Annotated in this window: 22 protein-coding genes; 11 read left to right on the plus strand and 11 right to left on the minus strand. The window is 67.9% G+C overall.

Annotation, left to right across the window (positions count from 1 at the left end):
- Positions 1–131: 131 nt before the first annotated feature.
- The 7 genes from KEG38_RS48615 to KEG38_RS48645 all read left to right on the plus strand — a co-directional run bounded on the left by KEG38_RS48615 (position 132) and on the right by KEG38_RS48645 (position 9,780).
- Complete coding sequence (locus KEG38_RS48615; protein ID WP_272427794.1) at positions 132–2,342, plus strand: DUF4139 domain-containing protein; 2,211 nt, start codon at positions 132–134, stop codon at positions 2,340–2,342.
- 202 nt (positions 2,343–2,544) lie between these two features.
- Positions 2,545–3,534, plus strand: coding sequence for an STAS domain-containing protein (locus KEG38_RS55890; RefSeq protein WP_272427795.1), 990 nt, complete (start codon positions 2,545–2,547; stop codon positions 3,532–3,534).
- Complete coding sequence (locus KEG38_RS48625; protein WP_272427796.1) at positions 3,534–6,287, plus strand: beta-propeller fold lactonase family protein; 2,754 nt, start codon at positions 3,534–3,536, stop codon at positions 6,285–6,287. Before KEG38_RS55890 ends, KEG38_RS48625 begins: the two co-directional genes overlap by 1 nt.
- 360 nt (positions 6,288–6,647) lie before the next feature.
- Positions 6,648–7,862 carry a cytochrome P450 gene (locus KEG38_RS48630; RefSeq protein ID WP_272427797.1) on the plus strand — a complete coding sequence of 405 codons (1,215 nt, stop codon included), beginning with the start codon at positions 6,648–6,650 and terminating at the stop codon, positions 7,860–7,862.
- 2 nt (positions 7,863–7,864) lie between these two features.
- Entirely contained in the window at positions 7,865–8,515 is a 651-nt protein-coding gene (locus tag KEG38_RS48635; protein WP_272427798.1) for a TetR/AcrR family transcriptional regulator, read from the plus strand.
- A 33-nt stretch (positions 8,516–8,548) separates the two neighbouring features.
- On the plus strand, positions 8,549–8,752 hold the full coding sequence (locus KEG38_RS48640) for a ferredoxin (RefSeq protein WP_272427799.1): 204 nt from the start codon (positions 8,549–8,551) through the stop codon (positions 8,750–8,752).
- Positions 8,753–8,868: 116 nt separating this feature from the next.
- Complete coding sequence (locus tag KEG38_RS48645) at positions 8,869–9,780, plus strand: alpha/beta hydrolase (RefSeq protein ID WP_272427800.1); 912 nt, start codon at positions 8,869–8,871, stop codon at positions 9,778–9,780.
- A gap of 3 nt (positions 9,781–9,783) precedes the next feature.
- Here KEG38_RS48645 and KEG38_RS48650 read toward each other — a convergent pair whose 3' ends face one another.
- Positions 9,784–10,287: a hypothetical protein gene (locus KEG38_RS48650; protein WP_272427801.1), complete on the minus strand. Its 504-nt coding sequence runs from the start codon at positions 10,285–10,287 to the stop codon at positions 9,784–9,786.
- Positions 10,288–10,502: 215 nt separating this feature from the next.
- Here KEG38_RS48650 and KEG38_RS48655 point away from each other — a divergent pair, with 215 nt between their 5' ends.
- Entirely contained in the window at positions 10,503–11,111 is a 609-nt protein-coding gene (locus tag KEG38_RS48655; RefSeq protein ID WP_272427802.1) for a hypothetical protein, read from the plus strand.
- A 203-nt stretch (positions 11,112–11,314) separates the two neighbouring features.
- Here KEG38_RS48655 and KEG38_RS48660 read toward each other — a convergent pair whose 3' ends face one another.
- The 4 genes from KEG38_RS48660 to KEG38_RS48675 form a co-directional block, all read right to left on the minus strand.
- Complete coding sequence (locus tag KEG38_RS48660) at positions 11,315–11,827, minus strand: AgmX/PglI C-terminal domain-containing protein (protein ID WP_272427803.1); 513 nt, start codon at positions 11,825–11,827, stop codon at positions 11,315–11,317.
- Positions 11,828–11,878: 51 nt separating this feature from the next.
- Positions 11,879–12,928 carry a glycosyltransferase family 4 protein gene (locus KEG38_RS48665; protein WP_272427804.1) on the minus strand — a complete coding sequence of 350 codons (1,050 nt, stop codon included), beginning with the start codon at positions 12,926–12,928 and terminating at the stop codon, positions 11,879–11,881.
- A gap of 423 nt (positions 12,929–13,351) precedes the next feature.
- Complete coding sequence (locus KEG38_RS48670) at positions 13,352–14,185, minus strand: SDR family NAD(P)-dependent oxidoreductase (RefSeq protein ID WP_272427805.1); 834 nt, start codon at positions 14,183–14,185, stop codon at positions 13,352–13,354.
- A gap of 38 nt (positions 14,186–14,223) precedes the next feature.
- Complete coding sequence (locus KEG38_RS48675) at positions 14,224–15,405, minus strand: tetratricopeptide repeat protein (protein WP_272427806.1); 1,182 nt, start codon at positions 15,403–15,405, stop codon at positions 14,224–14,226.
- Positions 15,406–15,544: 139 nt separating this feature from the next.
- Between KEG38_RS48675 and KEG38_RS48680 the strand changes: the two genes are divergently transcribed.
- Positions 15,545–17,104, plus strand: coding sequence for a tetratricopeptide repeat protein (locus KEG38_RS48680; RefSeq protein WP_272427807.1), 1,560 nt, complete (start codon positions 15,545–15,547; stop codon positions 17,102–17,104).
- Positions 17,105–17,456: 352 nt separating this feature from the next.
- Here the strand turns inward: KEG38_RS48680 and KEG38_RS48685 are convergent, their stop codons facing one another.
- The gene (locus KEG38_RS48685; RefSeq protein ID WP_272427808.1) at positions 17,457–17,855 is read right to left on the minus strand and encodes an antibiotic biosynthesis monooxygenase family protein; all 399 of its coding nucleotides are present in this window, start codon (positions 17,853–17,855) and stop codon (positions 17,457–17,459) included.
- On the opposite strand from KEG38_RS48685, the gene KEG38_RS48690 reads away from it, so the two are divergent.
- Positions 17,854–18,534 (plus strand): YdeI/OmpD-associated family protein, encoded by a 681-nt coding sequence (locus KEG38_RS48690; protein ID WP_272427809.1) that lies wholly within the window; start codon positions 17,854–17,856, stop codon positions 18,532–18,534. The genes KEG38_RS48685 and KEG38_RS48690 overlap by 2 nt on opposite strands.
- A gap of 9 nt (positions 18,535–18,543) precedes the next feature.
- Here KEG38_RS48690 and KEG38_RS48695 read toward each other — a convergent pair whose 3' ends face one another.
- From KEG38_RS48695 to prs, 4 genes are read right to left on the minus strand one after another with little or no spacing between them, the layout of a single operon-like run.
- Positions 18,544–19,320, minus strand: a complete 777-nt coding sequence (locus tag KEG38_RS48695) for an ABC transporter permease (RefSeq protein ID WP_272427810.1) — start codon at positions 19,318–19,320, stop codon at positions 18,544–18,546.
- Entirely contained in the window at positions 19,317–20,123 is an 807-nt protein-coding gene (locus KEG38_RS48700) for an ABC transporter ATP-binding protein (protein WP_272427811.1), read from the minus strand. Before KEG38_RS48700 ends, KEG38_RS48695 begins: the two co-directional genes overlap by 4 nt.
- Positions 20,120–21,823 (minus strand): ArnT family glycosyltransferase, encoded by a 1,704-nt coding sequence (locus KEG38_RS48705; RefSeq protein WP_272427812.1) that lies wholly within the window; start codon positions 21,821–21,823, stop codon positions 20,120–20,122. Before KEG38_RS48705 ends, KEG38_RS48700 begins: the two co-directional genes overlap by 4 nt.
- A gap of 56 nt (positions 21,824–21,879) precedes the next feature.
- A complete protein-coding gene (prs, locus tag KEG38_RS48710; RefSeq protein ID WP_272427813.1) occupies positions 21,880–22,806 on the minus strand; it encodes a ribose-phosphate diphosphokinase in 927 nt (308 codons plus the stop codon).
- A 59-nt stretch (positions 22,807–22,865) separates the two neighbouring features.
- Between prs and KEG38_RS48715 the strand changes: the two genes are divergently transcribed.
- Positions 22,866–23,363 (plus strand): hypothetical protein, encoded by a 498-nt coding sequence (locus tag KEG38_RS48715; RefSeq protein ID WP_272427814.1) that lies wholly within the window; start codon positions 22,866–22,868, stop codon positions 23,361–23,363.
- Between the two features lie 3 nt (positions 23,364–23,366).
- Here KEG38_RS48715 and KEG38_RS48720 read toward each other — a convergent pair whose 3' ends face one another.
- Positions 23,367–23,750: a hypothetical protein gene (locus tag KEG38_RS48720; RefSeq protein WP_272427815.1), complete on the minus strand. Its 384-nt coding sequence runs from the start codon at positions 23,748–23,750 to the stop codon at positions 23,367–23,369.
- Between the last annotated feature and the right edge of the window lie 90 nt (positions 23,751–23,840).

A 23,840-nucleotide genomic window follows, 5' to 3' on the forward strand; every position in this document is an offset into this window, starting at 1 on the left:
AGTCCACACCTGTCGACCGCGGGTCCACGCCCGTGGAGGACGCGGCGAGAAACCGTCGTGATCGCGCGGGAGAGCGGGATGGCACGATCGCTGCTGAGGGCCCCCGCAACCGTCTCGACCGAGGTGTCCCGATGCGCAACGTTCTCGCCCCCCTCTCGCTCTTTTGCCTTCTCGGCTGTAGCAATGCCACGAGCTTCGTCCGGAGCGACACCACGCTCGGGCGTGTCGTCGTGTACCGCAATGGCGTCGCGTACTTCGAGCGGTACGCGGAGATCGACGGGGATTCGCTCCGCCTCAGCGTGCCCGACGACAAGGTCGACGATTTCTTGAAATCGCTCACCGTGATCGACGCGACCACGGGCAAACCCGCGCCGATCGCGTATCCGACCGTGGGATCGGGGTATGCCGGGCAGCAATACGATGGGCAGGGGGGAAACCTCGTCAACATGGAGATCCAGCTCCAGGGCGCGCGGCCGCACAAGCTCCGGCTCTCGTACGTGACCGAGGCGCCCTCGTGGAAGCCGAGTTATCGCATCTCCGTCGGCAAGGACGGGAAGATGAAGGTCGATGCGTGGGCCGTCGTCGACAACACCTCGGGTGAGGACTGGAATCAGGTCAAGCTCGGGGTCGGGTCGAGCTCGGCGCTCTCGTTCCGCTTCGATCTGCGAACGATCCGCGTGGTCGAGCGAGAAACGTTGCAATCGGACGGCCTCTTCGCGCAGGCGCCTCCGATGGGCGGGGCGACGCACGGGGGGCAGCCGGGGCAGCCTGGGAAGCGCATTCTCGCGAATCTCGACGACACGAAGCTCGCGAATGTCGCGAATGTCGGGGGGAGTACGAGTCCCGAGAGTGGCTACGTCGTCGACGGGTTGAGCGCGAGCGAGGAGGTCGTCGTGGCCGGGAGGCCGCCGACGATCGATGTGGGGAGCAGCCGCACCGCGGCCAGCTCGGATTTCACGAGGAGCATTCCCACCCGCTCGTTCGAGTCGCTCGCCGGCGTCGCGCCCGGGGCGCAGGCCGCGCCCGCGGAGCCGGCGCAGCCGCCGCCTCCTCCGCCGCCGAAGACGATGGAGCAGATCCAGATCGAGCAGCTCGCGGCCAAATATCGGAGCAACAAGAAGCAGATCGTCGTGGAGGGATATGCCGACGCGAAGGATGCCGACAAACAGGCCGCCTCGCTCCAGCGGGCAAACCGAGCGCGCGAGCAGCTCATCCGTGCGGGGCTGCCGGCTTCGCAGATTGCGGCGGTGGGCAATGGGCTGCAGGAGGGGCGCAAGGGCGGCGTGAGCATCGTGGAGTCGGTCGACACCGAGGCGCAAATGCAGAAGACGGCAAGCCTATCGCCGGCCGAGGAGGCGAGCGCCGAGCCGATCGGCACGGCGCACTTCGAATCGACCATACCGATGACCGTGCCCCGCACGACGAGCGCGATGGTCTCGATCCTGAGCACGGAGACCGACGGCGGCTTCGTGTATTTCTACGATCCGGAGAGCACGCGCGGCAATGCGACGTTCCCGTTCAAGGCGGTGCGCCTGAAGAACCCGACGGATTCGGTGCTGGAGAGCGGGCCGGTGACGGTGTTCGGCGAAGGCCGGTTCATCGGCGAGGGCATGAGTGATCCGATCCCGGCGCGCTCGTTCGCATTCATCCCCTTCGCGCTCGACCGGCAGATCGTGGTGGAGCGAAAGGACGACGAGGCCGACGCGATCACGCGGATCCTTTCGGTGCAGCGGGGCGTGTTTTCGACGGAGGTGAAACATACGCGGAGAAAGACGCTCGTCATGACGAACCGGTCGCAGGACAAGGCGACGGTGTACGTGCGGCATACCGTGGCGAAGGGGTATACATTGGCCAAGGCGCCGCCTTCGCAGGAGCGGATGGGCGAGTCGTATCTGTTCAAAGTGGAGATCGAGCCGGGCCAGAAGGTGGACGTCGATATCGACGAGGAGACGCCGGTCTTCCGGACGACGGATCTGCGCAACGAGGTGGGGATGGAGATGGTGCGGGTGTATCTGTCGGGCCCGGCGGCGAGCGGGAAGCTGAAGGAGAGCGTGGGGGCGCTCCTGGAGCTGCACAAGGAAATGGCGAACCTGGAGCAGCGGATCACGACGACCCGCGAGCAGCTCGCCGAGTATCGGCAGCGATTGGACGAGCTGCACGCGCAGGTCGTGACGCTGAAGATGGTGAAGAGCGGGGGACCCCTGATGCAGAACTTGGAGAAGAAAATGCAGGAGGTGAGTGATCGGATCTCGAAGGCGACGATTGATCTCGTGGCGCTGCAAGAGAAGCTGATGCTCGCAAGGATAAGGTTCCAGGACGGGGTGGCAGAGCTGTCGCTCTAGCGGGAGCGTGAGCACACCCAGAATTCCGGGAAACCAGACGCCACGTGTGAGCGTCAATCGTTTGTCGCTTTGCATTCGTCCCGCCCGCGCAGATCTCCTTTCTCGCCAGCATTGATTTCGGATACTGTACGTTGCCGAAGTCTGGCCCTATGCAGGTCCAACCGAGCATGTTGGCCGTGACTGCCATGGAGAGAGGACGAGCGTGAACGACGAGCCGACCTACGAAGCCCTACGAGCCGAGAACGCGGCCCTGCGCGCGCGGGTGAACGTGCTCGAACGTGCGCTCGCCGAGCGCGAGGTGCTGGAGGATACCCTCACCGAGCACGAGCGCCGCGTTCCGTATCGTAAGATCTTCGAAGCCATCCCCGTGGGCCTGGGCGTCTACCGGCGGGATGGCCTGTCGGTGGCGATGAACCGCAATTCCCTGGACGTCATCGGGGGTGTGAAGGACGAGATCATCGGGAAGTTCAACATCCTGACCGATCCGGCATCGATATCGATGGGATTCGTCGCCAATTTCGAGCAGGCGGCTGCCGAGCACACGAACATCACGATGCCGCCGACTTCCTACGATACCTCGGGGTCCACCCTGGCGACCGTCGACGATCGCGTGGTGTGGACCGAGACCACCTATATCCCGATCCCGGGCGACGACGGCACCGAGTACGTGGTCGAGTTCAACATCGACGTCACCTCGCAGCTGCGGGCAAAGCAGGCCATTGAGCAGACGCAGCGCGCCGAGGCCGAGAACATGCGCCTCCAGGCGGAGATCATTCGCATGCAGGAGGAGACCCTGCGTGCCCTGTCGACGCCGCTCATCCCCATCGCCGAAAGCGTGGTGGTCATGCCGCTTATCGGTACCGTGAACAGTAAGCGCGCGCAGCAGGTCATCGAGACATTGCTCGAGGGGGTGATGGCGCATCGAGCGGCGGTCGCCATCCTCGACGTGACCGGCGTCCCCGTGGTGGATGCGGAGGTCGCCAATGGGCTGCTCCAGGCCGCGCAGGCCGTTTCGCTCCTCGGGGCGGAGGTCGTGCTCACTGGCATCCGGCCGGAAATCGCGCGCACGCTCGTCGAGCTCGGGACCGATTTGCGTGGCCTCGTCACCCGTAGCACGCTGCAGAGCGGAGTCGAGCACGCGCTCCGGCGCAGCGCCGGGGTCCGCCCCGCGACACTCGCAAGGAAAAGGTGATGACTGGATCTGGATTGCTGCGCAAAGCCCTCGCGATTGCCGGGCTCGCCGTCCCCCTCGCCGCCTCCACCCTCGCCCACGCCGCCCCGTCGTACACACTTTTTGAAAGCGGTCAAGTGCGTCCCCTCGCGCTTTCGGCCGATGGCAAACACCTCTTCGCGGTCAATACCCCGGATGGTCGCCTGGAGATCTTCCGCGTCCAAATGAGCGGCCTATCACACGTCGGCTCGGTGCCCGTGGGACTCGAGCCCGTCGCCGTCGCGGCGAGGAACGATAACGAGGTGTGGGTCGTCAATCATCTCTCGGATAGCGTCAGCGTCGTCGACGTGAGCGATCCGGCGCACGGGCGGGTGGTGCGAACGTTGCTCGTGGGGGACGAGCCTCGCGATATCGTCTTCGGAGGGCCAGGCCGCCGGCGCGCGTTCATCACGACGGCCCACCGGGGCCAGAATCGCCCGAGCGATCCCCAGCTCGCCACGCCCGGCGTCGGCCGCGCCGACGTCTGGGTATTCGATGCCAATGCGCTGGGCGCGCCCCTCGGCGGGACGCCGCTCACCATCCTGACCCTCTTCAGCGACACGCCGCGCGCGCTCGCCGTCTCCCCCGACGGTTCCAAGGTATATGCGGCCGCCTTCCACTCCGGCAACCGAACCACGGTCGTCAGCGACCTCCTGGTGCCCGACGGAGGTGAATCGGCCGGAGGCGTGCCCGCGCCCAATACGAACTTCGAGGGCCTCCCGCAGCCCGAGACCAGCGTCATCGTCAAGCACAACGGCGCCAACTGGGTCGATTCGATCGGCCGCACCTGGGACGACGAGGTGCGCTTCTCGCTGCCCGACAAGGACGTTTTCGTCATCGACGCCCTCGCCAATCCCCCGGCACAACTGGCAGGTTCGTCGGGATTTTATACCGGCGTCGGCACCATTCTCTACAACATGATCGTCAACCCGGTAAACGGGAAGGTCTACGTCACCAACACCGACGCGCAGAACGACAAGCGGTTCGAGGGCCCGGGGATCTATGCGGGCGAGACGCTGCGCGGACACCTGCACGAGAGCCGTATCACGGTGCTTGGCCCGGGCGGCGTGGCCCCGCGGCACCTCAACAAGCACGTCGATTACGCGACCTGCTGCGCGCCCTTGCCGAGCACGGAGAACGAGCGGAGCCTCGCGCTCCCGCAGAGCATGGCCATCACTAGCAATGGCGCGACGCTCTACGTGGCCGCCCTGGGCTCCGGCAAGATCGGCATTTTCAATACCGCGGCCCTGGAGAACGACACGTTCACGCCCTCGGCAGCGGACCATATCCCCGTCTCGGGCGGGGGGCCCACGGGGCTCGTGCTCGATCAAGCGCGCGGCCGTCTCTATGCGCTGACCTCCTTCGACAACGCAATCTCCGTCATCGACACCGTCGCGCGCGCCGAGGCGGCCCACCTGCCGATGCACAACCCCGAGCCGCCCAGCATCACCCATGGCCGGAGGTTCCTCTATGACGCAAAATTCTCCTCCAGCCACGGGGATTCGTCCTGCGCGAGCTGCCACGTATTCGGCGATTTCGATAGCCTGGCCTGGGACCTGGGTAATCCCGACGCGGTCACCGTGACGAACCCGGGGCCCTTCCTCGTCGAGGATCCCGGCAATCCCAACTATCGTCCGCTGAAGGGCCCCATGACCACCCAGAGCCTACGCGGCATGGCAAACCACGGCCCGATGCACTGGCGCGGCGACCGCACCGGCGGGAACGACGCCCCGTCGGTCCAGCCAGACAGCGGGATCTTCGACGAGTTCGCGGCATTCAAGAAATTCAACCCCGCCTTCGTGGAGCTGCTCGGGCGCGACACCGAGCTCTCCGAGGCGGACATGGACGCATTCACGGATTTCGTCCTGCGCATCACCTATCCGCCGAATCCGATCCGCAACCTCGACAACTCCCTCACCCCGGACCAGCAAGCGGGGAAGGCGTTCTTCACCGGCCCCCTGTCCGACGTCACGCATAGCTGCGAGGGATGCCACACCCTCGATCCCACCGGCAATCCGGGAAGCGAGGCGCCCGGTTTCTTCGGCACGATGGGCCTGAGCACCTTCGAGGGGACGCCGCAGACGATGAAGGTCCCCCATTTCCGCAATCTCTACCAGAAGGTCGGGATGTTCGGCATGGCCGAGGCGCCAGGGATCGAGCCGGGCGACAATGGTTTCATGGGCGATCAGGTGCGCGGCTTCGGCTATCTGCACGACGGCATGATCGACACGATCTTCCGATTCATGCATTTCGGCTTCGGCGAGAGCGAATTCAACCCCGAGGGATTCCCGGTCGGTCCGAGCGGCCAGCTCTTGCGCCGGCAGGTCGAGTCGTTCCTGCTCGCCTTCGATTCCAACATGGCGCCGATCGTCGGGCAGCAGGTGACGTTGTCCCACGCGAGCAACGCAGCCGTGCACGCCCGTCTCAATCTGCTGCGCAGCCGCGCCGAGGCCGGGGAATGTGATCTCGTCGTGAAGGGACACCTGCTCGGCAGCGAAGTCGGCTACCTCTACGCCGGCGGCGGTCTGTTCACGAGCAATCGCGCGAGCTCTCCCCCGATGGCGGACGCGACGCTCCGCCTCGTGTCCTTCCTGCTCGACCTGCCGCTGACCTATACCTGCACGCCGCCCGGCTCGGGCGAGCGTCTGGGGCTCGACCGCGACGAGGACGGGTTCCGCGACGGCGACGAGCACGACGCCGGGAGCGATCCGGCGGATCCCAGCAGCACGCCTTGAGAGGCGGGCCGCAGCGTAGCGCCGGGGTTTCACCCCGGACCCCGACCAGGGGTTGTCCACCCCTGGACCCGGACCAGCGCAAGCGCTGGACCCGGGGTCGCAGAACTGCACGATGCGCAGTTCTGCGAACAGGCCACGATGACCCTGCCGACCAAAACCGCAGCGCTGCTGTGGGAAGAACTGCGCATCGCGCAGTTCTTCCCCCTGAGGTCCAGGGCTTGCCCTGGTTCGGGTCGAGGGGCGAACAGCCCCCGCGGGGCCCGGGGCAGCGCCCCGGCGCGGCGGTTTCCTGGCCTCGCGTTAAGTCACTTGACTTCCTAAGTCGCGTGCCTTAGAACCGAACGCGGAGGTTATCTTCCCATGAGCAGCGAAAGCAGCGATCAGGTCTTGGATTATCCTCTCCGTGCGCCGTCGGCTCTGGAGCCGCCTGCGGAGTGGGATCGTTTGCGGCAGGGGTGCCCGGTGGCCCACGTCCGGCTGCCGAGCGGGGACAAGGCGGTGTTGCTCACGCGGTACAACGATGTCCGCCAGGTGCTCTCGGACCCGCGGTTTTCCCGCAACCTCGCGCAGGACGGCGCGGCGCGGATCACGACGAACGAGGGAGGGAGCGTCTTCGAAAACCCCGAGGCGGCGTCCTTGGCGGGTGGCGAGTCGCATCAACGGTGGCGGCGGCTCATCAACCGCGCGTTCACGGTGAAGCGGATTCAGGCGCTGCAGACGAAGATCGAGACGATGGCCAACCACCTCGTCGACGAGATGGTCAAAAAAGGCCCGCCGGCGGATCTCGTGAGCGACTTCGCGTTCCCGCTTCCCGTCTGGGTCATCGCCGATCTGCTCGGCATCGCCGTGACCGACCGCGAGAAACTCGCGTACTGGTCCAATGCGATGCTCACCATGACGCAGTTCACCCAGGAGGAGGTCAACCAGGCCCAGATGGAGTTTGCCCATTTCCTCATGGGCCACATTGCCGCGAAGCGGGCAAACCCCGGCGATGACCTCTTGAGCGAGCTCATCACGGCCACGGACAAGGAGGACGTGCTCACCGAGCGCGAGCTGATCATGACGGCCCAGGGGATCCTGGTGGCCGGGCACGAGACGACCTCGAACATGATCGGGAAGATGATGTCGATGCTGCTCTCGGATCGGAGCCGCTGGGAGCGACTCCTCGCAAATCCCTCGCTCATCCGCACGGCCGTGGAGGAATCGCTGCGCTTCGACGCGAACATGGGCTTCGGTTTGCCTCGGTTCATCTCGGAGGACACCGAGGTCGCGGGCCAGCCGCTCCCGCGCGGGACGACCGTGATCTGCAGCATGTCCTCGGCGAACCGCGACGAGTCGTTCTTCGAAGGCGCGAGCGAAATGAAGCTCGATCGTACGCCGAACGCGCACATCACCTTCGGCGCGGGCGCGCATTCGTGCCTGGGGCAGGCGCTCGCGCGGACGGAGCTCCAGACCACGCTGCAGGTGCTCCTCAAGCGGCTGCCGACGCTCGATCTCGCGGTGAAACCGGAGGAGCTGCCGCGGCGTGAAGGGCTTCTTGTCGGCGGGATCGAGAAGGTTCTGGTACGCTGGTGAGCATGGCCGGCTCGAGGGTGAGGCAGACGCACGGGAGCGAGACGCGCGAGGTCATCCTGGCCGCGGCGGAGAAGCTCTTTGCGGAGCACGGCGTGGCGGCGGTCTCGAATCGTCAGGTGAGCGAGGCGGCCGGACAGGCGAACAACTTCGCGGTCGGGTATCACTTCGGGACGAAGAACGACCTCGTACTCGCGATCGTGCGTCGGCATGCCCCACCCATCGAGCGGCGGCGCGAGGAGATGCTGGCGAAGTTCAAGGGTTCCTTGGAGCTCCGTGATGGGCTTGCTTGCCTCGTCTTGCCGATCACGGAGCACCTCGCGTCGCTGGGCCCTGCGAGCTGGCATGCGCGGTTTCTCGCGCAGGTGACCACGGATCCGGCGTTGTGGAAGCTCGTGCACGACGAGACGGTTGCCTCGCCGTCGATGCGGGAGACGACGAAAGTCTTCGAGCGGCTCTTGCCGATCTTACCTGCGGAGGTGCGCGAGGAGCGGGCCGACATGAGCCGGCAGATCATCGTGCACATGTGCGCCGAGCGAGAGCGAGCGTTGCACGCGGGGACACCCACGCCGCGCGCCTCCTGGGAGGCCGCGGGCGTGGGGCTCGTGGACGCGCTCGCCGGGTTGTGGATGGCGCCGTTCACGCCAGCGAAATGAGCGTTCGGAAAAAAAAACGAAAGAAGGTTTGTCATGGGAATGCGCGTGCTCGTGGAATACGAAAAATGCTGTGGCGCGGGGCAGTGCGTGATGGTCGCGCCGAAGGTCTTCGATCAGCGTGACGACGGGATCGTGGTGCTGCTCGACGAGACGCCGCCGCCGGAGCAATACAAGGCGGTGCAGGAAGCGGTCACCGTTTGTCCGGGCGCGGCGCTGCGGCTCGAAGAGAGCGCGTAACGCTGCCCGTTCTTTCCCACGGCGTGGATGGCGATCCCCCTTGCACGGAGGGATTCGCCATCCACGCACCGGTGCCCGGCGCCGATGGCCGATTGTGAGGTAAACGAGGAAACGCCATGAGCAACTTCCATCCTGACCTGGCCCTCGTCGCGCGCTTTTTGCCCCGCATCACCGCCGGCCCTCGGCTTTTGAAGGTCGTGCGCCGGCTCGCTCGAGACACGGGCGCGCCGCGCAGCACGCCGGGCGTGCGCGCGTTCCTTCGTGACATTCCGGGCGCCCGCACGGCGCGTGTCTTCGTGCCCGAAGGCGTCACGCAGCCCATGCCGGCGATGCTGTGGATTCACGGCGGCGGCTTCATCATGGGCTCGCCCGCGCAGGACGACGAGGGGGCGGCGACGTTCGCGCGTGAGCTCGGGATGACCGTCGTCGCGCCGTCGTATCGCCTCGCACCGGAGCATCCCTTTCCCGCCGCTCTGGACGACCTGTATGCGGCGCTCGCGTGGATTCACGCGAACGCTCCGGCCCTCGGCGTGCGTACGGACCGCATCGTCATTGCGGGCGCGAGCGCCGGTGGTGGACTCGCGGCCGGGCTCACGCTCCTCGCGCGTGACCGGAAGGAGATCCCCGTCGCATTCCAGCTCCTCGTGTATCCGATGCTCGACGACCGGACGGTGGGCAAGACCATCGACGGCACGAATCATCGGCTCTGGAATGCGGGGAGCAACCGCTTCGGATGGACGTCGTACCTCGGGCGCGAGCCCGGCGGGGCGGACGTGCCGGTGTACGCCGCGCCCGCGCGCGCCGAATCTCTCGCAGGTTTGCCGCCCACCTGGATTGGCGTGGGGACCTTCGACCTCTTCCATGACGAAGACGTCGAATACGCGAAGCGACTCGAAGCCGCCGGCGTCCCCGTCGAGCTCGAAATCGTCCCGGGTGCCTTTCACGGCTTCGATGTGTTGCGGCGCGCGAACGTCGTGAAGACCTTCCGCGCGCGTCAAATCGAGGCGCTGCGCCGCGCGCTCGTCTGACCGTCAGCCCGCGGCGACACAGTGGATCGATTCCGGCAGCAACTTCCCCTTTTCATCGAGCGCAAAGCCAATCGCGAAGTTCGAGCCGCCCTCCTCTTCGCCCTCCTTCGGCTCGGGCGCCTTGCGCCAGTCCGGGCTTGCGTGCACCACGCAGTACCAGGCGGCGCCCGCGACGGGGACGGCGAGGCGCGCGGTATCCTCTTCCTGCGCGGGCTTGCATTCGCCTTGCTCCAGGAAGGGCACCGAGAGGCTCTGCGCGAGCTCTTTCATCACGTTCGCCTGCGCGGCGTACTCCGCGCCCAGCGTCGCTTGCTGCATGCCACTACACTCGCCGGGCGGGATCTTCGCCGAGCGGATGGCCGCCACGAGCGCGTCGGATGCCGGAGGGCTGCCCGCAATGACCACGGCGGACCCTTCCTGCGAGGAAGAGGCAGGCGGCGTGGACGACGACGCGCCACCACAGGCGAGGAGAGCAAACGACACGAGCGTGAGCGAGAGAGAACGCATGAGAGGCTCCAGAGGTTCGGCGACCTTCTTATCCTATGACGCTCGGCCGCGCACGTTTCCCGGGATGTTCCTCGGCAAATCGTGGTTCCCAGGGAACCAGGGGCCCCTGACAGCACCGTCAGGGCACGGACAGCGTTGTCAGGGGGAGACCGTGGGCTCGAACTGGAAAAACCGCCGTCTTTTTGTGGGCACGCCTCGTGCAAAGCGGCGCGCGCATGGCATTCAATGCGTATCTTGGGCTTGCGATCGTTGCCGTCGCGATCGTGATGGGGTGTGAAAGCGAGCCGGAAAAGGGCGTGACAAGCGGAGCGGGCGGGGCCGATAGCTGCGCGACGCTGCCTGTGGCAGAGGAGGGGGAGCTCTGCGTCGCCTCGTCTGCCTTCGGCGGGATTTATATCGAGCAAGTGGAGAAGCCCGACGGGTATTCGATCATCGGCTTCGCGGAACCCGATTCATGCTCGTACTTCCTCGAGGTGGAGAACGTGCTCGAGGAGAATGGGACGCCGGTCTCGTTCCTGAAGGTGGAGCTTTTGGGCGAGCTCCCCGGGACCTGCAAGATCAGCTCCGGTCCGGACCTCCCGCCTGTTCCGCACGACGGGAGCTGCGTCGCCGTGGTGCGCACACGGCGCTTCTCGGCGGCTGGCAAGGAAGATCTGATCGCGGACAGCGGCGAGGTGGTCGTCACGCAGAGCGACGCGTCGACGCTCGAGGCGCATGTCGAGGCGACGATCGACGGGCGCGCCGTGAGCCTCGACCTCGCGGCCCCGCATTGTCAGGTCATGTGCACGTGCGTGGCCAATCTCGCCGGCTGTCCTTGCTTCTGAGGAACGCCGAGGAGGGCCTTGTCCGCGCTGCTAGAACATCGATCGGTTTGCAACCGCTCGATGTTCTAGCTCTCTTGTCCCGAGGGGGACGCCTCGCGTCCCCCTCTCGTCCGGGCAAAGCCCGGACGATTCACCCCCCGAGGGAAGATCGCTTCGCGATCTTCCGAGCATCGAACCGGTCGATGCTCTAGGCGCGGACCCGCTCACTTCTTGATGACGGTCTCGCCGCCGAACGTCATCGGGTAGGTGATCATCACCGTTCCGCCGCCGGCCGGGCGCGGGAACTTGGTCGTCTTGAACGCCTTGCGCACGCAATCCTCGACCTTCGGGTTCTTCACGGTCGAGTTCTTCACGCTCGCCTCGTTCACCGTGCCGAGCGGACCGACGGTCGCTTGTATCGTGACCGTGCCGGCGAGCTTGCCTTCCTTGTCCACGCCGAGCGAGTAACAGCCGTCGAACGCCTTCACGTTCTCGTTCACCGCCGCCTGGATCTGCTCGTTCGTGAGCGTGCCCGAGAGCGGGACGGTGTCCGGGTCCGGGGCCTTCGGTATGCCCTCCGCCGGCTTCGCTTCCGCCGGCTTCGCTTCGGAGGACGTTGGCTCTCCCGTGGTCACGGGCCCCGTCGTGGGCTCGTTCGGTCCCGACCCGCCTGCAGGTGGCGTCGCCCCGCAGCCCGCGAGGACGACGCAAACGATTGGAGTGACGAACCAGCGCATGCATGCGACTTCAGTCGAGATGCGCCTCGTTGTCCACCGGGAACGTACCACTCATGCGACACGCGCGCGCGCGGCGCTTCCGCCCCTGGCGGCACGGCGGTAAACGGACTCGTACGCGGTCGTCATGACCGAGGTGGTGAAGCGGTCGCGGGCGTGGCTCGCGCACCGGGCCCGGTCGAAGCGCGCGAGCTCGGGCGAACGAGCGATGTGGGCGAGGGCCTCGAGGTCGTCCGGAGGGACGAGGAAGCCGGTGACGCCCTCGTCGATGATTTCGGGGAAGGACCCGCGCGCAAAGCCGATCACGGGCGTGCCAGAGAGCATGGCCTCGACGGCGACGAGGCCAAACGGCTCCTCCCAGAGGAGAGGACAGACGAGCGCACGCGCGCCCGATAGCAGCCGAACTTTCTGCTCGTGGTCGACTTCTCCATGGTCGACGACGCCCGGGAGATCGAGCCGCGGCGCGATCTGCTCCTCGAAGAACGCTCGATCCTGCGGATGCGTGCGGCCTCCGAGGTGGATGGGCATGCGCGCGAGGCGCGCGACGTCGAGCGCGAGGTGCGTGCCTTTCTCCTCGCAGTAGCGTCCGATGTGCGCGAGGTAGCCGTGGTCGTGGAGGCTCGGCGGGTACCGGCCCGGCGAGACGCCGTGGTGGATGACGCGCGCGCGGAGCAGCGGGACCTCGAGGTCGAGCTGACGCTGGCTGATCGCCACGTAGGAGATCTGCGGGTGCGAGGCGAAGATCCGGGAGAAAGATTCTTCGCGGTGATGGTGCAGCGTGTACACGATCGGCACACTCACGAAGGCCGAGAGCGTGACGCCGAGCGGGCTGTTCAGGTGGACGACGTCGAAGTGGCTGCGCGCGATCTCGGAGAACGCCCACGCGACGTGGTTGAGCTCGTCGGCGGCCGTGGGAGGCCAGACGGGGCGATGGTAGAGCGCGCGCTTGTGGCAACTCGTGATGGAGTCGCCCGTCGTGAACACCGTGACCGCGTGGCCGCGTGTTTCGAGTTCTTCGGCGAGCTCGTAGCAGAAGAGCTCGGTCCCGCCGTAGCCGATGGGCGGCATGCGGATGAATGGAGTCGAGATCATCGCGATGCGCATGACTGACCGTGCCTCCCGCGCGCATTCGCCCCCAGTTGCGCGCGAGAGACCAACGCTACACGTGGCGTGCCAGGCGTGGTCTCATCGGGGGCCGCTTCGCTGGGGCGTTGCCCCAGGCCCCACCGGGGCTATCCGCCCCTGGACCCGGACCAGCGCAAGCGCTGGACCCGAGGTCGATGAACTGCGCGATGCGCAGTTCATCGAACAGGCCGAGTCAAGACCAGGAGCGACCCTGCCACTCGAGACAGCAGCCCTGCCGTTTCAAGCGGCAACGCCTTCCCACGGGCCCGTTGGAAGAACTGCGCGATGCGCAGTTCTTCCACCCGAGTCCAGGGCTTGCCCTGGTTCGGGTCGAGGGGCGAACAGCCCCCGCGGGGCCCGGGGCGGAGCCCCGGCGCGGCGGCCTCGAGAAGAGACCCGTCCTCAGAGCTCGGGCGCTTGCCAGGCTTCGAGGCGACGCCAAACGGCGGCGAGGAGCGCCGGCGACGAACGTTTGAGCGCATAAATGAGGTGCGCCTCCTTCGTCACAGGGACGAGGCCCTGGTCGCGTTCGACGGCGTTCAGGATCTTCTCGGCCACGAGCTCCGGCGAGGCGCCGCGCTCCATCAAGCGGCGCGAGCGCTCCACCGCCGCAGGCTCGGCCCAGCGGCCGCGGCGGCGGCCCGCCTCGTTGATGTTCGTCCGGATGAACCCGGGGCAGATCGCAGTGACGCCGATGCGGTGGCGGCGCAGGTCGGCGCGTAGCGACTCGGAGAAGCCGACGACGGCGAACTTCGTCGTGGAGTACGCGACGAGCAGGCGGCTGCCCGCGAGGCCCGCGGCCGAGGCGATGTTGACGACGTGGCCGCCACGGCCGCGCTCGATCATGCGCGGCACGAAGAAGTGACAGCCGTGCACGACGCCCATCACGTTGATGCCCATCACCCAGTTCCAGTCCTCGAGCGTGGTGTCGCGCAGGCCGCCCGTGACCGCGACGCCAGCGTTGTTGACGAGCACGTCGACCGCAGGAAACGAAGCGTGCACCTCGTCCGCGAAGCTCTGCATGGCCGCGGCGCTCGACACGTCGACCTTGCGCGTGAGCACGCTCCGGCCCTGCGCGCGCACGGCGGCGGCAGCCTCGTCGAGCGTCGCCTCGTTGACGTCGCAGAGCACGAGGTCCGCGCCCTCCTTCGCGAACGCGACCGCCGTCGCCCGCCCGATGCCGCTGCCCGCCCCCGTCACGAGGACAACCTTGCCCGCAAAACGTCCGGTGCTCATGAGCATCGACGGAAGCGCCCCGGGGCGCGGGCGTCAAGTCATGTGCCGAGCGTGATGAGCAGCGCCTCGACGGCCGGCGGCCAGATCGCCTGCGCCTCCGTGAGGAGCTCTCGTTCTTCGAGGACGCGGTAAATCGCGAGCGCGCGGCGCAAGAGCGAGCGCGCCTCCAGTCGCTCGGCCGACGTGCCCTCCGCGAGCACCGTGGCCGCGCGGAAGCAAAAGAGCGCGTGATCCCCCTGGATCGCCGCCATGTCCGGCTGCTCGGCCGCGAGCCGCGCGGCGAGCTTGAGGCCGGTGCGGAACGCGTCGAGCGCGCCACGCAGATCCCCCATCGCGCGGAGGACGTGGCCGATGCGGCCATACGTCGCGTAGAGGTCACGCCGCGCCTCGTCGTCGTACGTGGCGTCGGCGAGGTCCTCGCGCAGCGCGAGGCAGGCGCGGTAGGCCGCGAGCGCGTCGGGCTTCTCGCCCATCGCGCGCAGCACCTCGCCGATGCTCTCGTGACAGCGCGCGAGCGCGCGGCGGCGGGCGATGTCGTCCGGCGCGTCGTGCGCCAGCCGATCCCGCACGACGAGGGCCTCCTTGTACGCCGCGAGCGCGCCGTGGCCGTCGCCGGCCGCGAGCAGCGCGTCGGCGTAGCGGTCACGGGTGATCGCGACGAGGGTGCGATGATCCTGATCGTCGGGCGCGTCCCCGGCGAGGCGCTCGGCGAGCGTCATCCCGCGCTGGAAGGAGGCCGCGGCCGCGGCCTCGCGCTCGTCTTCGAGCAGGTAATCTCCGACCATGACGTGGCAGAGGGTGACGCCCGTGAGCACACCGGCAATGGCCTCGCGGAAGATCTCGTCGCGGTGCTCGGGGTCGTCGAGGGCGCGTCCATCACGCGGGTAGATGGTGCGATCCGCAAGCAGGCCGGCTTGCTCCGGAGCGCCCGCGCGGGCGCGGAGCGGGATCACCACGGCCCGCTTGTCACGCTCCATCGTGAGCCCCTCGCGTAGCGTCGCCTCCACGATCGAGCCGGACGTGAAGGCCTCGGGGCTCACGAGCACCACGATGACGTCGGCCGTGTGGAGGAGGGTGCGCGTGTCCGGCGGGGGGGCCGCCGGTACGGATTCCCGTACGATCCCGGCGTCGACGAAGGCCGCGAGCCGCGCGCAGAGCTCCTCGCGGATCGCCTGATCCCCGGGGGCGGAAGACACGAAGAGCTCGACGGCGTGGTGCATGACGGGACCCGCGGCCCATCTTACCAGCGCCCGCGGCTCCGAGGCTGCCGTTCCCGTGCTCTCTTTGAAATCGAGAGATCCGAGCCGATCCCTGGTAAATTCGCCATCCACAGCGACCAACCCCGAGGACACGGGCCCGATGCGACTCTTGATCACCGCGATTTCTGCGCAGGAAGGCGCCACGAGCGCGTCCCTTGCGGCTACGGGCGCAGGGCAGCTCCGAAGCCGCCTCGGTCGCGACGACGCCGCGTTCGAGGTCGTGGAGGCCGATCCCGGCCGCGACCTGGCCGAGCAGATCGAGGCCCTGCTCGCCGAGCGCGGGCCGAGCTTCCGCGACCCCGTGATGCTCTACGTGGCGTGCCCTGCGCTGCTCTCCATCGACGGCGAGCTCTTCCTGTCCCTCGATCCGCAGAACCCCACCGTCGGCGACGCACTCGCGGACGTCGTGGCCGTGCTGCGCGACGGCGCGCCCGGACCAAAGCTCGTCGTGCTCGAGCTCGCCGACACGAAGCTCGGCCTCGATCCCACACGCGCCGAGGTGCTCGTGCGCGCAGCCGAAGCAGCAACCGATCCGACAACGAGCGGCGTCGAGCTGCTCCTCGGCGCGCGCCCGCGCACGGCCGACACCGCAAGCTTGCCGCTCGCGCAGGCGATCGTCGCCGAGCTCGACGCGCTGCCGAGCGGACGGGCCTTGACCTCACGTGGTCTCTTCGATCGGCTCGCGAGCAAGCTGCGCGAGTCGGTGCCGTGCTTGCACCACGCGCGGGCGAAGGTGAGCTTCGAGCTCGCCCCTGGCAAACCAGGCCGGCGCGACTCGACCTCCACGATGCCCGCGCCGCGTCTCGACGTGCTCCCGCGCAGCGTGACGCCCGCGCCGCCGCCCGTGATTCCGCCGGCGCCGCCGCCGCCCGCGCTGCCGCCCGTGCTGCCGCCGCCGCCTGCCGAGGTCTCGCTCGCGCTGCCGCGCCCGCCGCGCACGTTCCACCCGCCGCCGCCGCCTGCCGACGTCGATCTCACCTGGACCGGCGAGAGCGAGGACTGGGGCAGCATCCCGCGCGTCATCCCACTCGCGCGTCCACTCGCCGCGCCGCCAGGCGCCTCGCTGCCGCCCCCACCGATGACGAGCAGCAGCTCCTCGAGCATCGGCAGAGATGGCCCGATCTCGAGCCCGATCTCAGGCCGCGAGATCTCTCCCTTCGCGCGGTACACCGTCGAGGGCGAGCTGCTCGCGTCGCAGGGCGAAGTGAACGGCGCGATCAACGCATTCCGCAAGGCGCTTTCGGTGCTCGGGCCAGGAGGTGATCCGCACTCGCGCGCCGAGATGTACGTGCGCATCGGCGAGCTCCGGTCGCGGCACGGCCAACCCGAAGACGCGATCTCGGACTTCGAGAAGGCACTCGCACTCCGGCCGGGGCACCTCCCCGCACTCGAATCGCTGCTCCAGCTCTGCGCATCGGAGCGCGACTGGCGCGGCGTGATGAGCGCCGAGGAACGTCTGATCGCAGCGCTGCCGAGCGACACGATGCGGTTCGAGCGACTCATCGAGTTCGCCGCACGCTGGGAAGGCGAAGCAGACAAACCAGCACGCGCACGTCTGCTCTTCGAGCGAGCACGCGAGATGCGCCCGCACGATCCGATCGTGCGCGAGCAAATCCGGCGCCTCACGCTGAAGTCGCTGCCGCCAGCGCCGCGGGAGTGACGTGGGGCCGCTTCGCCGGGGCGCTGCCCCGGGCCCCGCGGGGGCTATTCGCCCCTCGACCCGAACCAGGGCAAGCCCTGGACCTCAGGTGGAAAAACTGCGCTACGCGCAGTTTTTCCAGCAGGCCGGTGGCAAGACCGTAAAGGTCTTCTCCAAGCTGTCGACGTCAGCGCTGCTGCCTTGGTTGGCAACATCGTCGCCGGTCTTGACCCGGCTCGTTCGATGAACTGCGCATCGCGCAGTTAATCGACCCCGAGTCCAGCGCTTGCGCTGGTCCGGGTCCCGGGGCGGACAGCCCCGGGGGGGGTCTGGGGCAACGCCCCAGCGCGGCGCCTCAACGTGGCTGCTTGCCTCAGGCGATCGCTTCGGCCTCGTACATCTTGATCTGCGCGGCGGTCATTGCCTTCTCGCCGCGCAGACCCTTGTGGTGCTTGCGGAACAGCTCGGAGCGCGGGTAGGCGAGGAATGCTTCGCGTGTGGACCAGCGGGAGACTGCGAGCAGGGCGCCGTCGTCTTGCCAGAGCTCGATGCCGAGAAAGCCCTCGAACTGGTCGAGGTCGTGCGCTGTGTCGCGGAAGGCTCGTTTGATCCGTGAAAGCTCGTGCTCGGGGGCCCGGATGGTGTTGACCACGATGTACATGGGGGTGACTCCTTCGAGGCAGAGCGCGCGTGGCGCGAGCACGTCGGGGCAAACCGTGTTCCACCCCGAACGCGGAAATGCCTGTAGCATGGGCGCGAGAGCGTTTGCCATGACCACCACCTCGAGCCCCCTCTCCAAGAAACTCCAGATCAAACCGGACACACGCGTCCTTCTCCTCGGCGCCCCAGACGGACGCGCGGACCTGCTCGAACCGTTGCCCGAGGGCGCGAGCGTGTCGACGGCGGCGCGTGGGTCGTTTGACGTCGTCGTGTTGTTCGTCGAGAAGGCGAAGGAGCTCGAGAAGGGCGGATTGAAGGCGATCTCTGCGGTGCGCCAGGGCGGCGTCCTCTGGATTGCTTATCCGAAGAAGAGCTCCAAGGTGGAGACGGATCTCACGCGGGACGTCGGCTGGAACGTGATCGAGGAGGCTGGCTGGGGTGGGGTTGCGCAGGTCGCGATCGACGAGACTTGGTCGGCGCTGCGCTTCAAGCCTGAGGCGACCGTTGCACGCAAGGAGAACTCGGCTGCGGCGCCGGGTGCGATGAAGAAGCGCGCGGGCGCGGCGAAGAAGACGGCGAACGTGCCGGCGCCGGCGGATCTGGCGGCGGCGCTTGCGAAGAGCAGCACGGCGAGCATGACCTGGGATGCGCTCGCGCCGTCGCATCGCAAGGAGTACGTCGGCTGGATCGAGGAGGCGAAGAAGCCTGAGACGCGCGCGCGTCGGATCTCGTCGGCGGTCGAGATGTTGGCGGCCGGTATCAGGGACCGGAACGCCAAGTACGCGCGCTGAGCGCTCGCATCAGTTCTTCTCCGACGGATGCCACCGCCGGAGCAAGAGCCAGCCGCCGAGGTTCGTCGCGCCGAACAAGCCGAGCCCGAGCGCCGAGGCGCAGAGCACGGCTGCGAAGAGCAGGTCGGTTCGGAGCTGCCGCGGCGCGCTCATGATGAGGATGCCGAGCCCGGGCGTGCCCTCGGCGAAGCCCGCCACGAATTCACCCACGATCGCCCCGATCACCGCGAGCCCGCCTGCGATGCGCAGGCCTGTGACGATGCTCGGCAAGGACGAGGGCAAGCTCAAGAGCACGAGCGTGCGGAGCTTGCCCGCGCCGTAGAGGCGGAACAGATCGCGCAGCGCGGGCTCCACCGATCGCAGCCCGGAGAGCGCGTTCGCCACCACCGGAAACACGCTCACGATGAACGCCGACACGCTGACCGCGCGCTCGCCCGGCCCGAACCACAACACGAGCAGCGGCGCGATGGCCACGATCGGCACGGTCTGCAGGAAGACGGCGTAGGGGTAAAACGCGCGTTCGAGCAGGCGCGAGGCGGAGAGCGCGACGGCCACGAGGACGCCGATCACGCCGGAGAGCACAAATCCGAGGAGCGCGCTTTTTGCCGTGGTCAAGGTCGCGAGCGCGAGCGTGGTCGCGTCGGCGGCGAACGCGGCGGCGATCTGGCTCGGCGGGGGCAGGAGATACGCCGGCACCGCGAGGACGCGCACGAGCACCTCCCAGACGCCGAGCATGAGGACGAGCGAGAGAACCGGCGGGGCCGCGGCGGCGAGGGACCTTTTCATGGCGCCTCCCCGGCGAGGAGCGCGTCCTGGAGCGGGCCGAGCACGCGGGCGAAGCGCGGATCGCTGCGCAGGGAGGCGGCGCGCTCGCGGGGCAGGTCGATCGGGGCGTCGAGGAGGATACGCGCTGGGCGGCGGGAGAAGACGATGCAACGCTCGGCGAGGTAAGCGGCCTCGGCGTTCGAATGCGTGACGAAGAGGACGGTCATGCCGAGGTCGAGCCAGAGCGCGCGGAGTTGATCGTCGAGCCTCTGGCGCGTGAGCTCGTCGAGGGCGGCGAAGGGCTCGTCGAGGAGCAGGATGCTCGGGCGCGTGACGAGGGCGCGGGCAAGCGAGACGCGCATCTTCATGCCGCCCGACAGCTCCGCCGGATACCGCGCCGCCGCGTCGCCGAGACCGACCTGCTGGAGCGCGGCGAGCGCCTGCTCGCGCCTCTCCTCGCGAGAAACGCCCGACAGTTCGAGCGGCAAGGCTGCGTTGTCGAGAACGTCGCGCCAGGGGAGCAGGTGGGCGTCTTGAAACACGTATGCGATGCGCGGACGCGTGGCGCCGTCCGGAGAGACGAGCCGGACCGAACCCCCGTCGGCCTGGTCGAGGCCGGCGACGAGGCGGAGGAGCGTGGATTTGCCGCAACCGGAGGGGCCGAGCAGGGCGACGAAGGTGCCGGCCGCGACGTCGAGGTCGAGGCCGTCGAGCACCACGCCGCTCCCGGCAAAGACGCGCCGCGCGCGCTCGACGACGACCCGCACCCCGCCCGAGGAAGGCGCCTCCGCCGCGATGCCGGGTTCGAGGACCAGGGCCGTCATCGGGCGATTTCCCGGTAGACGTCGAATCCGTCGATCGTCCGGACGAGCGTGTATTGATTCTCGAGGAGCGCCTGGAGCTCGGGGAAGCTCGTGAGCGCGTCGGCCGAGCCCATTCCGTCTCCCGTGACCATGGCGACGATGTCGTAATGCTGGACGACGATCGCGGCGGGCGGGCGATGGCGGAGATCCTCCATGAGAATACGCCGGTGCTCTTCCTTGGCCCAGGGCACGCGTTGCGGGATGTCGTAGATGTACCGCGTCGAGGAGGCGCGATCCGCCATGTCGTAGAGGTTCGGCACGAAGCCCCAGACGAAGATGGGGCGATTCGTGGGGACCTCCTGGCGGAGGAGATTCGAGACCTCCCGCAGCGCCACGATGTTCACGTCGCAGAGGCTATTCAGCTCGTCGAGCCCACGCTGGTCACGGAACCCCTCGGCCACGATGGCGAGGCGCTTCTGCGAGCGCACGAGGAACGAGCCGGGGACGTCCTTCGTGGCCGATCGGCCGAACGGGACGAACAGGACGAAAAGAGCAAACCCCGCGAGGCCGAGGGCGCCGCGCGCCCGCGCCCATTGGAAGAGCGCGTGATACCCGAGCGCGGCGCAGAGGGCGGTGAGCGGCCACGTGGCGCCGTAATGGTACGGGAAAAACTTCCCCTGCATGGCCACGCCGACGAGGTGGATGACCACGATGCCGAGCGAGAGCAGGACGAGCGGCCGCTCCTTTGCGCCGATGCCGAAGCCGAGCGCGAGGAGCAATCCCACGGTCGGGACGCTGCCGTATTGCTGGAGCCACTCCGTGAACGCGTAATACAGCATGCCCGTCACGGTCGCGCCGTGCCAGCCGAGCGCCGTATAATGGGGCGTGAAGACGAAAAGGACGCGGTGAAGATCGCCGAGCGCGCCACGCGCGGCGAACCACGCAATGCAGAGCGCGATCGGGATCGCCCCGCCCGCCGCGAGCAGGAGCGAGGGGCGGACCAGGTTCTGCGCGGCAGCTTTGAGGCGCTCGATCGTGGGCTGTTCGGCGTCCGTATCCCACCACGCGGGCAGGAGCGCGAGGATCGCCGCGCCGCCCACGAGCGGCGGCTTGAGGAGGAAGGCGAACCCGAAGAGGAACCCGGCGACGAGATACGAGCGCGCCTTCGTCACCGCGTGCGAGGGCAGTCCCGAAGGGCCGAGGGCCGGGACGCAGAGCAGGGCGGCGATCGTGAGCATGCCGCCGAAGGACTCGGGCTGCGCCGTGTGCCAGAACTCGAGCTGCGCGTGGATGAAGACGGCGATCGTCGCGGCCACGAGGCCGATGAGGCCACTTCCCCAGAACCTGCGCGTGAGCCGGACCATGCCGAACGACATGAGCGAGAGGCCCACGATCTCCACCACGCGGATGCCCCACTCGGCCGAGCCGAACAGGAGCCGGGCGAGGGCGTAGATCAGGAAGATGCCGGGGGGCTTGAAGTCCCAGGCGTCGCGGTAAGGCATGCCGCCTTCGACCACGGCGCGCGCGACGAGGGTGTAGATGCCCTGGTCGCGCCCGTGGCCGAACGTGAGCATGTCGAGGAACAAGACCGCCATGATCCCGAGGCACAAGGCGACGAGCGCGCGTTCTGCGAGGTTCGCGAAGCGCGTCGGGGTCGCGGATACGGGGGGCGGCGTGGCCCGCTCGGGGGCGGCTTCCGGTTCGTCGGCAGCGAGAGTCACCGGGGCGACGTTCTAGTCGGAACCGGCGGAGGCTCCAACCTATTTGGGCCCGCCTCTCAGATGCGGTACGTCCGCTCGATCGCGTGGACGAAGAGCGGCGCGACGGACTCGATGGCGGAGGGCGCGAGCTGCTGGCTGCCCGGGTGCGAGTCGGTGCCGAGAATGTGCTCGAACATGCCACTCGCCTGGAGTTTTTCGCGCGCGCCGGGGGGCAGGACGAGGTGGCTCGCGACGGCGTGGCACCGCGTGGCGCCGGCGGCGAGGTAGGCCGCGGCGGCCTGGATGAGCGAGGATCCCGTGCGGATCATGTCGTCGTAGATGACGACCTCGCGGCCGCGCACGTCGGCGTTGACGCCCGTGACGGCGAGCTTGCCGGTGTCGGGATCGCGGCGTTTGTAGACGAACGCGGGCTCGACATCGAGGTCACGCGCGAGGCTCTGGACCCACTTGGCGCGGCCGGCGTCGGTGGCGCCGAGCAGGTACGAGCGGCCGTCCATCGTGCGCTGGATGAGCTTCGTGACGAGGGGGGCGCCGTAGAGGTGGTGGGTGACGTGGCTGTCGCCGAAGTAGTAGGGGATGCCGTCGGTGTGGAGGTCGAAGAGGTAGACGCGCGTGCCGCCCTCGCAGGGGGGGATGGCCGAGATGAGGCGGGCGCGGGTCTTGGCCGTGACGACCTCGCCGGGCAGGACGGCGCGCTCCATGGTCGCGTAGCCGAAATACGGCATGACGATGGAGAGGGAGCGGGCGCCGCCGGTGCTGATGGCGCAGCCGAGGTCGTAGAGCTCGAGCCAGTCGAGGTCGGTGGGGGTGCCGCCGAGCAGCACGACGTCGCGGCCCCACGGGTCCTCGGCGACGCGGAGGTACCGCTCGCCGTCGGGGAAGGTCTTGTGCACGATCTCGCCGCGATCGAGTTCGCCGGCCGCGAGGAACCGGGGCTCGAGGTAGGCGTACGAGGAGATCGTGAAGAGGAGCTTTCTTGCCATGGAACCCGGGTTCTCCTCGCCCATCTTGGCGCCGTTGTCACGTCTCGAAGGAGGAGCCCATGAGAAAAATCGCGTTGCCCGGCCCGGTCGCATCCGCCTTCGTCACGCTCATCACGCTGACCGTCGTCCCGGGCATGGCGCGCGCGGACGAGCCCGCGAAGGCGGGATGGGATGGACGGTTCGTCGTGGGGATGAGCGCGCTCGGCGTGTCCGCGGTGTCGCTGGGGTTCGGGATTCTGTCGACGTATCAGGTGTACGAGGTGAATGAGGCCATCCGAACGAGCGCGTTCGCGGCGAGGTTCACGGATGCGCAAAACGTGTGCGTGGCGGCGGAGACGTCGGCGGATGTGGGGGCGGGGGTGATGCGGGAGACGTGTGCGCGGGGGAATACGTACAACACGCTGCAATACGTGATGTACGGGCTGCACGTGGGGTCGGCGCTGGCGGGGATTTATTTGGTCGCGACGAGTGGGAGGGCGGGGGAGAGGAAGGGGGTGGCGGTGGTGCCGGTGGTTTCGGCGGGGTTTGGCGGGGTGGTGGTGCGGGGGGCGTTTTGAGGGCTAGCGGATGGGGCGGAGGTGGTCGATTCGGCGGTCGTGGAGGATCTCGTAGGTGGCTTTGAGCGTGGCCGCTTTCCCGGGCTCGATCTTCTCCATGCAGTAGAATCGATTGCCCAGGCGTAGGCAGTCACCCAGCAACAGGCCGGTTGCCGGGGGTTGCATGCCGTCCCCCCACCAATTCTTTTCGTTGATGAACGATTCGGGGACGTCGCAGACGTAGGTGATATCTGCACCGAGCGGCTCCCCGCCGAGCGCGTGGTGCAAGAAGACGTTGCAGCCATTCACGCGCGTGGGCTGTTTGAGTTCGAGCGTGACCTCGGAGGGTTCGGCACGCCCGCAGGAGGCGAGGACCAGGGCGGCAATCATGAAGAACGAGAATCGCATAATCAATTCCTGGGATAGAGGCGTCGATCACAGGTAGCGAAATTTATCTCTTCTTTGGGCGCACAGTCGAGGCACTTACGACGCATCTCA

The sequence above is a fragment of the Polyangium jinanense genome (assembly GCF_028435265.1).
Taxonomy (GTDB): domain Bacteria; phylum Myxococcota_A; class Polyangia; order Polyangiales; family Polyangiaceae; genus Polyangium; species Polyangium jinanense.